Genomic DNA, 12,437 nt, shown 5'->3' on the forward strand with positions numbered 1-12,437 from the left:
CCTAGCCCAAGCGGTTGGTACGATCCAACAAAAAGCCCGTTCGCCCGCCCTTTCCCCGCAACGGCTCGTCGCGGAGGCCCGGCGGCGATCAGAACGCGCCCGGTACCTCGCGCTGCACGGTGCTCGGCCGATCAGGCATCAGCGGCTCGCGCGCCGCGCTGCTCGCGCTGAGCGAACGCAGCTGGGCGGCGGCGCCCAGAATCGGGGTGCAGCTGCGCCCGGCGAGGAAGTCGAGCGCGACTCTGGTCGAGGCCTCGGCGGGGTCGCCCATCGGCCGGCTCAGGTCGTCGGCGGCGCGGCAGGTGACGTCCATCTTGCTGGCGAGCCCGTCATAATAAGCGCCCTGGTGGTCGCGGTTTTCGGTGGCGAAGGCGATCACCCGCACCCGATCGTCACAGGCGGTCTTGTCGACTGCGATCTGGCCGACCGGCTTGCCATAGGTGTTGCCGCCGACCAGCGCCTCGTTCGCGCGCAGATAGGGCAGCATGCCGTTGATCGTCAGCTCGCTGGCCGAGGCGGTGCCGCCGGTGCCGATGAACGCGACGCGGGTCGGCGCGATCGATTGCGGCTGCGGCGCGAAATAATCGACGTCGTTGAAGCTCGATTTCTCGGGGCGGAAGGTCGTGAAGCTGAACACGTCCGAGCTGGTGCGATTGGCGCCCAGCAGATCGCCCATCAGCTCGGCGATCGAGACCAGCCCGCCGCCATTGTAGCGCAGATCGACGATCACATTGGTGATGCCCTGCGCACGGAACTGGGCAAAGGCCGCGCGCAACGCGGGGTCGGCGGTGTCGATGAAGGTGCGCAGATTGACATAGCCGACCCGCTGGCCGCCATTGTCGAGGATCTTCACGCCATAGCGGCTCGATACCGGCGTCAGTGTGTAGTCGGCCTTGGCGACGGTTATGTCGCGGGCGCCGGCGCTGTCCTGGATACGCAGCACGCGCGACGTGCCGGCGGTGTCGGGGCCGAACGCGTTGACCACTGCCTGTGGCCCGCCATTGGCGAGCAGCGTCGACACCGGCTGGCCGGAGACCGCCAGGATCTCGGCGCCGCGATCGATCCCCGCGGCGAGCGCCGGTGCGCCCTCGAAGCTTTCCGCCACGAACACGCGCCCGCCATTGGTGTCATAGGACAAGCGGAAGCCGAAGCCCGCGCTCGACCCGGTGCTGTAATAGGCATTCTCCTGCGCGATCGAGGTCACGTAAGTGAAGTAGCGGTCCTTGTTCTGCCCGCGCGCGGTGGCGGTGAGCGCGTCGACATAGGATTCGAGCGTCGCATAGCCTGAAGGGTCGAGGCTCGCGGGCAGCGTTTCGGGGAACAGATACCATTCCTTGAGCACCGAGAACGCCCAGTTCTGGCGGTCGCGCAGTGTGCAGCCCGCGGTCGGCGTCGGGGTGGGGCTGCCGCCGGTGGTGCCGCCCCCGCCGGTGCCGCCGCCCACCGCGACATTGCCGCTGCCGCCACCGCCGCCGCACGCGGACAACAGCGCCACGGCCGAGAGAAGCGCTCCGAATCGGCTATGCTTGACCACGCGTTCTTCCTTTGACTTCAAGTCCTTGTGTGGCGGAGGCTGACCTAGCTTGGCGATGCGCGCAAGGGGAAAGCCGCTTGTAAATGTGTGTCGTGAAGTTGAGGAAGTTGCGGTCCAAACGCCTGGCGCTCAACTTCACGGGTCTGCGCTTATCTCCTTGGTCGCGTTGGGAAATAGCCGCATGCGAGCGCCTGCCCGGCCAGAATCGGAAAGCGTCAGCCAACCAAAAGGTTGGTTGAGCGGCGCGTTGCGACATGCGCGTGCGAAGGTGCGGGAATGCGAGTGTCTGCCCATGCGCCAGAGTAGATCAGGCGAAATCCTATTTTGAAAGCGTGATTTACGCGGTGCGGATCGAGGGGGAGGGCGCATGCATGCGCGCTAGGCGCTATGCCCGATCAGGTCCCAGCGATTGCCGTACAGATCCTCGAACACCGCGACCTTGCCATAGGGTTGAACGGCGGGCGGTCGCACGAAGCGGACGCCGGCTTGCGTATAGGCGGCGAAGTCGCGATCAAAGTCATCGGTGTCGAGAAACAGGAAAACGCGGCCGGCGGCCTGGTTGCCGATGGCGGCGTGCTGTTCGGGCGTGGCGGCGCGGGCAAGGAGGAGGGTGGTGGCGTTCTCCGGCGCGTGCGGCGGGCGGATGGTGACCCAGCGCTTGCCCTGCTCGGGCACCAGTGTGTCCTCGATGGGGGTGAAGCCGAGCTTGCCGACGTAGAAGGCGAGCGCTTCGTCATAGTCGCGGACGATCAGGGTGATGTGGGCGAGCTGGGGCACCGTTATCCAAAAGGGGTGTGCTGAGCAACGATACCGTCAGAATCCTCGAATTTCTTTGCGAACCGCGCAGCTTGCTTAAGAGACGCCTTATGAACTTCTGGGTGCCCACGAACCTCAGTTCCATAGGTCTCCTTATCCATTCGGTCGAGCTTGGGATGATAGAAAAGTGGAAGATCCAAGAGTTCAGGATTGATATCTTGAGCGGGATCAAGGCCCGCGTTGACGAAATCGAAAAACAGCAGGCCGGTCTGGTAACCGACAAAATACGATGAGTTCCAGTAATCTCTTCGCCTCTGATATTGTTCTATCTTATCTTGATACAATGAAATCTGGCGTCGGACGTGATGTAGATCAGCGAAATCCCCAGCAAACCGCCTGTCTACTATGCGCTGCAAGCAGTGTATCAAGCCATCTTGATAAGCCGTCGCAAAAATCAGATGAGGTTCATCTGCCACGGCATAGCTATCGACAAATTCTCGATGAACCTGAGTTACATTCGCTAATTTCTCAGAAATTATGTCATAAGATTGCTCATAAGCATAGCAAAACTTCGCACGCATGTGTTCGGCTACGACTTCTACGAAGTGAGAACCATCGGTAGCGATGGGCTTTATCGCTAGGTTGGCTAACTTATCCAAATCGATGTCAGTTATAAATGGTGATACAAGGTAGTGGGCCCGGGCAAATCTTCCCATGCTTTCCCGTACGGCGCCATACACGCTAAGAAAGTCGCTGTCCGTCGCGGAATAACCAAAGAATACTACCGTCTTCGTTGCAAAAATGTGGCGCAGTATGTCGCCGAGCCTACCACTTTTCAGTCTTTCTTCGCACTCGAGATAATCAGGCGTTGACGCTACAATGGTAGAGAGATTGTCAATCGATCCATGGATTTTAATTAACGGTCTTTTAGACCCCTCCCACAGCGCCAAGTCTTCATCATAGACGAATGGTGTGGCATGAAGTACGTCTTCAAAATACCTGTCCCAATTAGTCGTAATGATAACGCGAAAATACGGCGCAATCGATAAGCTCCGATGAAATCTTGTAGCATTTTGTCTGAGATCACGAAATCCGTTAATATAGTCGAATCGAGCCTTGATCTGCTCAATCAATTTTTGGCGTCCGTTAGGACGGTTTTCAAACAAGTCCATTAGCGCCGGAAAGGTCTCATTCCCCGTAGCGGGAGACAGTTGCGCGATTTGCTCGTAAAAAGAAAACGCGTGAGCTCCCCTCGTCTCTGTACTGACCCCCGCGCCAGCAAAGACGACACATCGTCCCGCTTCGATCTCGTCCAACAAATGTGGATCTAGTTCAAAGCTCAGTTTCAGCGAACATATTGCGCACTCACAAGCCATGTACTCTCCTGCAGCCGGCTAGCGGCAGACTAACATGCCCAGCGAAGCGTTCAATCATACTCCCGCCCACCAGCTCTCATGTAGAGTTACGCTCCCGGTTTCCTTGAACACCTTGCTCATCACGGCCATCCCCGCTTCGGCGTCCAAAACATGATGACCGTCGCGTCAAGCAGCCTTCGGTGCCGGTGCCCCGCGCAGCAATCCTTCGGTGCTCAGGTCTTCGTCCAGTTGCGGCCAGTGGATGCCATAGCCGCCGCCGCATGGCTCCCAGACGGCACGCTGCTCGGGGGTTGCGTGGAGGAGGCGGGGATACCAGGCGAGGGGTACCGAGATCGTGCGGCCGTCCATCAGATCGACTGAGAGGCTGGCATCGTCGCAGCGCACATCGGCAACGCGCTCGTCGGCGATCCTAGCTGAAATATTCATGCCATGCCTCCAACAGCGCAGTGCGATGCGCTTCGACCAGCCCCAATATGGCATTGATCTCCCGCGGGCGAAACCCGCGGTTGCGCGCGAGTTCAACCCGGTCGAGCCAAACTTTCATCGTCGCGCTGTCGCGATCGACATGGACGTGCGGTGGCTCGTTCGGCTCATGGCTGAAGAAGTAGAAGCGGTATCCGTCGAGGCGTAAGATGGTCGGCACGGTCGCGTCCTCTTGCTGGGCGCCGAACCATCTACATCATATTAGTCGCAGCATCTTATGCGAAGTTTCAAAAAATTTGCAGGATGTTGCTAGACAAACCTGTAGCAACTTGATCAGTCATGCTCCCGCCCGCCAGCGCCCATATACAGTTCGCTGCCGGTTTCCTTGAACACCTTGCTCATCGCGGCCATGCCGGCTTCGGCGTCTTGTGGGCCGAGCGGGGTTTCCGCACCTAGCGGTGCGGCCCCTCCACCATTCGGCTGCGCCGAACGGTCCCCCTCCCCGAGCGCGCTCGGGGAGGTATTTAGAGGGGTGGCGGCCAGGAAGGCGTTGGCGGGCTGGTTCTGCTTGGCGGCGAAGTCGCGGACTTCCTGGGTGATCTTCATCGAGCAGAATTTGGGGCCGCACATCGAGCAGAAATGCGCGCTCTTGGCGCCTTCGGCCGGCAGGGTCTGGTCGTGATATTGCTCGGCGGTGTCGGGATCGAGCGACAGGTTGAACTGGTCGCGCCAGCGGAAGTCGAAGCGGGCGCGGCTCAGCGCGTCGTCGCGGACCTGGGCGGCGGGATGGCCCTTGGCGAGATCGGCGGCGTGGGCGGCGAGCTTGTAGGTGACGACGCCGACCTTGACGTCGTCGCGGTCGGGCAGGCCGAGATGCTCCTTGGGGGTGACGTAGCAGAGCATCGCCGTGCCGTACCAGCCGATCATCGCGGCGCCGATGCCGCTGGTGATGTGGTCATAGCCCGGGGCGATGTCGGTGGTGAGCGGCCCGAGCGTGTAGAAGGGCGCTTCGCCGCACGCCTCGAGCTGCTTTTCCATGTTCTGCTTGATCTTGTGCATCGGCACATGGCCCGGGCCCTCGATCATCACCTGGACGTCTTCCTTCCAGGCGCGGTGGGTGAGTTCGCCCAGCGTGTAGAGCTCGGCGAACTGGGCTTCGTCGTTCGCGTCGGCGATGCTGCCGGGGCGCAGGCCGTCGCCGAGGCTGTAGGCGATGTCATACGCCTTCATGATCTCGGTGATCTCGTCGAAGCGCTCGTAGAGGAAGCTCTCCTTGTGGTGGGCGAGGCACCATTTCGCCATGATGCTGCCGCCGCGGCTGACGATGCCGGTGACGCGCTTGGCGGTCATCGGGATATAGGGCAGGCGGACGCCGGCATGGATGGTGAAATAGTCGACGCCCTGCTCGGCCTGTTCGATCAGCGTGTCGCGGAAGATCTCCCAGGTCAGCTCCTCGGCGATGCCGCCGACCTTTTCCAGCGCCTGGTAGATGGGGACGGTGCCGATCGGCACGGGGGAGTTGCGCAGGATCCATTCGCGGGTGTCGTGGATGTTGCGCCCCGTCGAGAGGTCCATCACCGTGTCCGCGCCCCAGCGGATCGACCAGACCATCTTGTCGACTTCGGCGGCGACGTTGGAGGCGACGGCGGAGTTGCCGATATTGGCGTTGATCTTGACCAGGAAATTGCGCCCGATCGCCATCGGCTCGGATTCGGGGTGGTTGATGTTGTTGGGGATGATCGCGCGGCCGCGGGCGACTTCGTCGCGGACGAATTCGGGGGTGACGTAATCGGGGATCTCGGCGCCGAAGGCCTCGCCGTCGCGGATGTACTCGGCAAGGCGTTCGCGGCCCAGATTCTCGCGGACCGCGACATATTCCATCTCGGCGGTGATGATGCCCTGTCGGGCGTAATGCATCTGGCTGACGTTCGCGCCGGCCCTGGCGCGCAGCGGGCGCTTCACGACGTTGGGGAATTGGGGGACGCCGCCCGAGCGGTCGGGGCCGAGCTGGCCATTGTCCTCGGGGCGGATCTCACGCGCGTCATAGGCCTCGACATCGCCGCGGGCGATGATCCAGTCGTGGCGCAGCCTGGGGAGCCCGCCCATGATGTCGATGCGCGCGTTGGGGTCGGTGTAAGGGCCGGAGGTGTCGTAGACGCGGACCGGGGCCTCGCCCGAGCCTGGCTCGAGTTGGATCTCGCGCATCGCGACGCCGAGCGGACCGACATGGATCTTTCGCGAGCCGCGGATCGGGCCGGTGGTGACGCCGATTTCGGTCTTTGCGGGGATATCAGCCATGCGTTCTCTCCAGTGTCGCATGGAGAGGGCGGATTTGGACTGGCCGCCTCCCTCCCTACGCCGGTGTCAACCGGATCAGGTTCAGCGGGTCGGAGGCTGCGGCCTCCCTCTCAAGCGCGACGAAGCGCTCCCCCGGGGATGGCGTGAGTCTTAGCAGGTTGGGCGGGGTGCGTAACCCCCGCCCTTGCTGATGTGGATCAGAAGGAGAAGGCGAGCCCGACCACGCCCATCCACTGGTTGCTGTCGCCCGCGTCGCGGACGATCGGCGAATCCGCCGCGTCGCCGGTCAGCTTGCGATAAGTGGCGCCGCCGACGAGCTGGAGCCCGTGGGTTAGGTCGCCGGTGAGCGACACCGCGGTGCCCAGGCCGAGCGTCCAGCTCTTCCAGCCGCCATCGGGGTTGTACGCGGCCAGGCCGCTCGCCAGCGACTGGCCGGGGGTGACGCCGAAATAGGCGTCCATCTGGCCGTTCTCGGCACGCTCGGCGGAGGCGAACAGCGTCACCAGCGCCTTGCGGCTGAGCGGAGTCATGTAGCTGACCGAGGGGGTGAGGATGCCGGCGTCGGACACGCCGCTCACGTCGGTGCGGTAGCTCAGGCTGACCGAGAGGCGGTCGTAATCGCTGGTGATCACGCCGGTCTTGCCGACGCCGACATAGCCGCCGAGCTCGATCGAGGTGTCGAGCTCGCCCAGCGCCTTGACGCGCGGATCGTCGATGCTCTTGGTGCTGGAGCGGTTGAAATTGACCACGCCGATCGGGCCGGCCTGGAAGTCGAGCCCGGTGCCGCCGCCATCGGGGATCAGGTCGACGCTCAGCCGGTTGCCGATCAGCTGGAAGTTGAAGCCCGAGACGCGGCCGATCGCGGCGGGAACCGGCGACCAGCGATAATCGTCCGACCCTTCATAGTCGGGGAGGATGCCGGCGCCCGCGCCGACGATGGCGAAGTCGCCGCCGGTGTCGGCGGGCGGGGACGGCTCCTGCACCTGGGCCAGGGCAGGGGTGGCGGCGAGTACGAGCAGCGGCAGCGCCAGCGTGCGGAGAAACATATCTGCGTTCCTAGGAATGTTGCACCTGCGAAACGCCATCGCCTGTTTGCGGTTCCTAGAGGAGGTAGCGAATCCGGATCTGTTGTATTTCCGCACCAGTGGTCACCGGGAACTGCGCGCTGGAAAAGGCCGGCGGGCCGAAGCCGATCGCCGGATTGCGCGAGAAGCCGAAGCCTTCCTTGGGGATGCCGAGCATCGTGTCGAGCTTGGCATTGCCGTTCGCGTCGTGGATCACCGCGACGGCATAGTCGCCGGTGGGCAGCGCGTCGAAGCGAGTCGAAGTGGCGGTGGCGGGGACGTTGCGCTTGATCGCCTGGGGATCGTCGCGGCAGCTGGGGAAGGAGGCGGGCCGGCGCGTCACGCAGATGCGCAGCATGCCCTTGTTCGAGCGCAGCCCGGTGAACGCGACGTCAAGCTGGCCGACCGGAGCTGCCCCCGGCAGCAGCGCGAGGCATGCCGCGCCCAGCGCGGCGCGCGAAATCGCCGAGCCCCTTGTCCGTGCCGCACAGGCGATCCCAGAAGCGGAAATAAAGCCCAAAATTGCATCCATATAGTTCGTGGTGCCGCTGGTGATGGCTCGCGGTGATCAGCCACGCCCCCAACGGCCCCCGGGACATGAACCTGGGGAAGATCTCCCACCCCATGTGGTTCGTTACACCCATTATAGTCATGATCGCCAGCACCGTGCCCAGCGCGGCGATGTGAATCGGGATCAGGAACACCAAGGCCGGGATCACCACCGCGCCGGTCAGCGCCTCGACGGGGTGGAAGCTCATCGCGGCCCAAGCGGTGGGCGGACGGCTGGCGTGGTGGACGGCATGGGCGATGCGAAACCATTTCGGGCGGTGCATCCAGCGGTGCGTCCAGTAGAACCAGCTGTCGTGCGCGACCAGGAACAGCAGCACCGACACTGGCAGGTACCAGAGGGGATAGGCCGCGGCATCGGTGTAGATCCGAGTCCAGCCGAGATTCTGCCAGCCCCAGGCGACCACCCCGGCAGGCACGCCATAGATCGCGGCGGATGCCAGGCTCCAGCGCACTTCCTTGAGCATCTGCCGGTCAAGCCCGGCATAGAGCCCGGGATGCTTCCACCGCGTCGCCAGCGCGAAGGCGCCGCTGGTCAGCAGATAGCGCACGCCGACGATCACCGTCATGGCAAGCGCGGACAAGGCGATGGCTAGAAATATGGTCACTCCAGCGCCTTAGCCGAAAACGGGCACGCGATCACTCGTCAATCCTGCGCGATGATGCCTCGGCGGCCCTGAGCCCTGCGCCATCGTCCAACTGGCGGATCAGCCAGGGACTGAGGTCGGCATCGATCACCAGGTGAACGCGGGGACCGTCGCCGAAATTATCCACCCGGTGCGGGTCGGAGAGCCGCAGATACCAGGTCTCGCCAGGTGCCATCGCCACGCTGGTGCCGTTGACGTAGAACCGCACGCCGGGATTGGTCAGAACCGGAATGTGCAGCCGCACGCTGCCTTCCTCGGCGCACAGCCCGGGATCGCGATGCTCCAGGATCGAGGAGCCCGGCGCGAGCTGCATCAGCCGGACGTTGCGCAACGGACAGTCGAGCGCGCCCAGCACCGCGCGGAAATAGGGGGTCCGGCGCAGCGCCGGCGCATCGACGCACTCGCCATCGGGCTGCGACACGATCATCAGGATCGGGTGCTCGGCGCCCTTGGGTGCGCGCAGGGGCATCGCGCTCCAATCCCCCACATAGTTGCGCGGCACGAAATGCGGCGTCCACTGCGTATCTTCGAGCGCTGTCAGGTCGGCGACGAGGCGCAGCGGATCGAACGCGATCGGAAGCCGCACTCGGTCAGGATAGCGCGCCGCCTCGCTCACTGTGTTTCCTCCCGCGCGCCGCGTCATGCTAGCCTCGGCTCTCGGCGATCATGCATCAGGGAGGCGGCGTGACAAGCGACTTCGATAGCTTCCAGCGGATCGTCCTGGCCGACCAGGCGCTGCAAGCCGAACTCGACACCACGATCCACCCCGACGATTTCGCCGGGCGCGCGGCGCGAGCAGCCGAGGCGGTCGGACTGAACCTCGATGCCGATGCGCTTCGCCCCCGTGCCCGCATCGGGCGGGTTCCCCCATCCGCAGACTGGGCGCCGCCCACCTGGCTTCCAGCCGGCGTGACCGAAAGCGAAGGCGGGGCCGTGATCGACTGGGCACGGTTCGGCGCCGTCCCGCTCACCCGAAGCTTCTTCACCGACTCGGTACGGGAAGCCCTGTGTCGCCCGTTCAACCGGGTGTTCCGGCACCAGACCGCGCTCGACGCCTTTATCGATGCGGCGGCGGCGCAGCCGATCACGCCGCCTGCGGGCCTGGTCTTCCATATGTCGCGGTGTGGATCGACTCTGGTGGCGCAGATGCTCGGCGCGCTGGAGGCGACGACTGCCCTGTCCGAGCCCGAACCGTTCGATTCGGCGCTGCGCCTCGCGCTTGGGCGCAGCGATATTCCCCGTGCGCGCCGCATTGCGTTGCTGCGCGGCATGGCCGGTGCGCTGGCGCGGGGAGGAACGGGCGGGCGCTGTTTCCTCAAGCTCGACAGCTGGCACATCTTGGCGCTGCCGCTGTTTCGCGAGGCCTTTCCCAGGACTCCCTGGATCTACCTGTTCCGCGATCCCGTCGAAGTGCTGGTGTCGCAGATGCGGATGCGCGGCTACCAGACGGTCCCGGCATTGATGCCCAAGGGGATCTACGATCTGGGCGATGCCGAGACGTCGGGTCCCGAGATGCTGTGCGCGCGCATCTTCGCGCAATATCACGCGGCCGCGATCCAGGCGTTGCAAGGCGAAGGCGGGCTGGCGGTCGACTATGCCGCGCTGCCCGCGGCATTCGAGGCACGCATCGTTCCGCATTTCGGCCTGCGCCTTTCGGACGCGGAGCGCCGCGCGGTTGCGGATCGTGCCGCGCGCGACGCCAAGGCCCCGGGGGTGCGCTTTACCGCCGATGATCGGGACAAACGGCAGCAGGCCAGCGCTGCGATCCGGCGCGCGGCGGCGGTGCACCTGGCGGCCCCGCACGCGGCGCTGCGGGCGCTGGCGTCAGCCTGACCTTAAGGAGCAGTCTTCCGGCTCGGAGCGCCAGAGCATCGGCCGGTGCATGCCGTCCGCACCCGGAACGTCGGCGAAGCCCAGCCGCCGATACAGCGCATGGGCACGCGGATTGTTGAGCGCGACGTGCAGCCTTACCGGCGTGCCCCCTGCCTCGTGCTGGATCCATTCGATCAGGCGGGTGCCCAGCCCCTGTCCTTGCGCGCTGCTTGCCAGCAGGATGTCGACCAGCCGCCACTCGGCATGCGCCCTGTCCAGATATAGCCGCCCGATGGGACGCGCATCTCGATCGGTGACGATCCAGAAGTCGGCGTCCGGGAAATGCCGCACCACATGGCAGTGCTGCAGCTGGAACTGATCGTCGGCGAACGCCTGCTTTTGGGCGGCAGTCCAGGGCAGGAACAGCAGCTCGGGCATGCGCCACGCGGCATGAAGTTGGCGCAGGAAATCTAGGTCGTCGGCGGTTGCCGGGCGAAGCCGCAGGCCGGCGGCTCTCAGCGGCGCGCTTTGGGGCAAGGCGGTGCCAGGCGGGAAGGCGGGAAGGGCGGCGCAGTCCACCGGTCTGAGATCACGTTGAAACATGGGTTCGCGTGCTTTCCAATCACCGCCAACCGCGGCAGTATCGTAGAAAGTACAAGGAGGGGCTACTGAGATGCCATTGCTGACACCGGAGGATTTCGAACCCTGGGTCGGGCGACGGGTTCGCGTGAGCACGGTGCCTCAGGCAGTCGAGGTCACACTCGAACGCATCGAGCGCCGCCCGGCATTGGCCCCGGGTCTCGACTTCCGTGAGCCCTTCTCGTTGTTCTTTGACGCGCCGGCTGGAGTGTATCTGCTCGACGCCACCTATGAGTTCGACTGCGGCAAGGGCGGACCGCACGCGATCCACATCACCCAACTGGTGCCTTCCGCAACCCTGCGTCACTATCAGGCGGTGTTCAACTGACCCGCAAGCGAGTTGCGACACCGGCCGCGCGCGTCTGCGAACGGCCGGCGTCGAAAAGGGCGGTCAGTTACGTGACGGGAAGATGCCTTCGACCGCAATGATCGTGGTAAGGGCGAGATAGGGTGAGAGGGTGCTGAACGGCTGTGATCCACCGTTGATTCCGACCGTGACGCTGCCGCCGGTGCTGCCGGTCACGCTGACTCCGCCGATGTTGACCGGCGTGCCTGCCGAGCCTGCCGGCGCATAGATCAGCGGCGTGCCGCTGACTTCGGGATCCGCCGTGTTGGCGAGGAAGCAGCCATCGGTCGGCGTGTCGGACAATTGCGCCTGAGCGATCCCGCTCTTCGCCTGTACCTGGCCGGAAAACGAGCCCCCAGACGGCGTGAACACCGCCGCGTGATTGTGCGCAGGCATGTTGGGTATCAGTAGCGTCGTGTTCTCGGTGCCGCCGATCTGGCCCATGCTATAGGGTTGCAGGCCGGGGCCCTGACCGGTCCCGACGAAAGTGCGGCCGCGCGCGTCGGGAAGCCCGAAGGTGGACTGACCGTTGCCGCCGAACGTAGTGCCCATCAGCGAGAAGAGCGCCGACTGCTGAGCGATGCTCATGATCTGGCCCTGGCAGGTCATCCAGCCGCGCGGCGCGTAGCTGAAGGCCACCTGCATGATCTGGCCCATAAATGCTTCCACAATCATCTCCCCACCATTGCGATTGCAATAGCGTAAGTCATCGTTCTGCCTGCGTCACCTTATTTCAGGAGATGACATGTAAAGCGTCAGGATCGACTTGGCCTAGGGGCAGATCGAGTCAGGCCGCTGACTAGGGTCAGGGCCAAAGATGCCGCACTTGCGAGATAACTGGCACAGAGATGCCAACACGATCAGCCACGCGCGACGGCAAGCAGAAAATCTACGTAGTTTTACAATGGTTAGTTAGCTGGATCATCGGACGAAACCGCGCCGATTCTACTGGATCGTCCTAAAAACCGGGTTGTT

General features: G+C 64.0%; 14 protein-coding genes and 1 riboswitch. Of the genes, 2 read left to right on the top strand and 12 right to left on the bottom strand.

Features of this window, described 5'->3' with window-relative positions:
- Positions 1–88: 88 nt before the first annotated feature.
- The 10 genes from LZ586_RS11730 to LZ586_RS11775 form a co-directional block, all read right to left on the bottom strand.
- Positions 89–1,555, bottom strand: a complete 1,467-nt coding sequence (locus LZ586_RS11730) for a S41 family peptidase (protein WP_235076480.1) — start codon at positions 1,553–1,555, stop codon at positions 89–91.
- A 357-nt stretch (positions 1,556–1,912) separates the two neighbouring features.
- A complete protein-coding gene (locus LZ586_RS11735; RefSeq protein WP_235076481.1) occupies positions 1,913–2,311 on the bottom strand; it encodes a VOC family protein in 399 nt (132 codons plus the stop codon).
- A gap of 2 nt (positions 2,312–2,313) precedes the next feature.
- On the bottom strand, positions 2,314–3,606 hold the full coding sequence (locus LZ586_RS11740) for an SIR2 family protein (protein ID WP_235076482.1): 1,293 nt from the start codon (positions 3,604–3,606) through the stop codon (positions 2,314–2,316).
- Positions 3,607–3,831: 225 nt separating this feature from the next.
- On the bottom strand, positions 3,832–4,092 hold the full coding sequence (locus LZ586_RS11745) for a DUF2442 domain-containing protein (protein ID WP_235076483.1): 261 nt from the start codon (positions 4,090–4,092) through the stop codon (positions 3,832–3,834).
- Positions 4,076–4,309, bottom strand: a complete 234-nt coding sequence (locus LZ586_RS11750; protein WP_235076484.1) for a DUF4160 domain-containing protein — start codon at positions 4,307–4,309, stop codon at positions 4,076–4,078. Before LZ586_RS11750 ends, LZ586_RS11745 begins: the two co-directional genes overlap by 17 nt.
- A 113-nt stretch (positions 4,310–4,422) precedes the next feature.
- Positions 4,423–6,387, bottom strand: coding sequence for a phosphomethylpyrimidine synthase ThiC (thiC, locus tag LZ586_RS11755; RefSeq protein WP_235076485.1), 1,965 nt, complete (start codon positions 6,385–6,387; stop codon positions 4,423–4,425).
- Between the two features lie 35 nt (positions 6,388–6,422).
- A riboswitch (TPP riboswitch) is annotated at positions 6,423–6,532 on the bottom strand.
- Positions 6,533–6,584: 52 nt separating this feature from the next.
- The gene (locus LZ586_RS11760) at positions 6,585–7,433 is read right to left on the bottom strand and encodes a MipA/OmpV family protein (RefSeq protein ID WP_235076486.1); all 849 of its coding nucleotides are present in this window, start codon (positions 7,431–7,433) and stop codon (positions 6,585–6,587) included.
- A 55-nt stretch (positions 7,434–7,488) separates the two neighbouring features.
- The gene (locus LZ586_RS11765; protein ID WP_319938058.1) at positions 7,489–7,914 is read right to left on the bottom strand and encodes a DUF2141 domain-containing protein; all 426 of its coding nucleotides are present in this window, start codon (positions 7,912–7,914) and stop codon (positions 7,489–7,491) included.
- Entirely contained in the window at positions 7,844–8,620 is a 777-nt protein-coding gene (locus LZ586_RS11770) for a sterol desaturase family protein (RefSeq protein ID WP_235079792.1), read from the bottom strand. The genes LZ586_RS11765 and LZ586_RS11770 overlap by 71 nt, the downstream gene beginning before the upstream one ends.
- A 37-nt stretch (positions 8,621–8,657) precedes the next feature.
- Positions 8,658–9,281: an aspartyl/asparaginyl beta-hydroxylase domain-containing protein gene (locus LZ586_RS11775; protein ID WP_235076487.1), complete on the bottom strand. Its 624-nt coding sequence runs from the start codon at positions 9,279–9,281 to the stop codon at positions 8,658–8,660.
- A gap of 68 nt (positions 9,282–9,349) precedes the next feature.
- On the opposite strand from LZ586_RS11775, the gene LZ586_RS11780 reads away from it, so the two are divergent.
- Positions 9,350–10,498, top strand: coding sequence for a hypothetical protein (locus LZ586_RS11780; RefSeq protein ID WP_235076488.1), 1,149 nt, complete (start codon positions 9,350–9,352; stop codon positions 10,496–10,498).
- Here LZ586_RS11780 and LZ586_RS11785 read toward each other — a convergent pair.
- Positions 10,490–11,080: a GNAT family N-acetyltransferase gene (locus tag LZ586_RS11785; protein WP_235076489.1), complete on the bottom strand. Its 591-nt coding sequence runs from the start codon at positions 11,078–11,080 to the stop codon at positions 10,490–10,492. The two genes, LZ586_RS11780 and LZ586_RS11785, sit on opposite strands and share 9 nt — an antisense overlap.
- A gap of 70 nt (positions 11,081–11,150) precedes the next feature.
- Between LZ586_RS11785 and LZ586_RS11790 the strand changes: the two genes are divergently transcribed.
- The gene (locus LZ586_RS11790; RefSeq protein WP_235076490.1) at positions 11,151–11,444 is read left to right on the top strand and encodes a DUF6916 family protein; all 294 of its coding nucleotides are present in this window, start codon (positions 11,151–11,153) and stop codon (positions 11,442–11,444) included.
- Positions 11,445–11,507: 63 nt separating this feature from the next.
- Here LZ586_RS11790 and LZ586_RS11795 read toward each other — a convergent pair whose 3' ends face one another.
- On the bottom strand, positions 11,508–12,131 hold the full coding sequence (locus LZ586_RS11795) for a phage tail protein (RefSeq protein ID WP_235076491.1): 624 nt from the start codon (positions 12,129–12,131) through the stop codon (positions 11,508–11,510).
- Between the last annotated feature and the right edge of the window lie 306 nt (positions 12,132–12,437).

Source organism: Sphingomonas sp. S2-65 (assembly GCF_021513175.1).
GTDB lineage: Bacteria > Pseudomonadota > Alphaproteobacteria > Sphingomonadales > Sphingomonadaceae > Sphingomonas.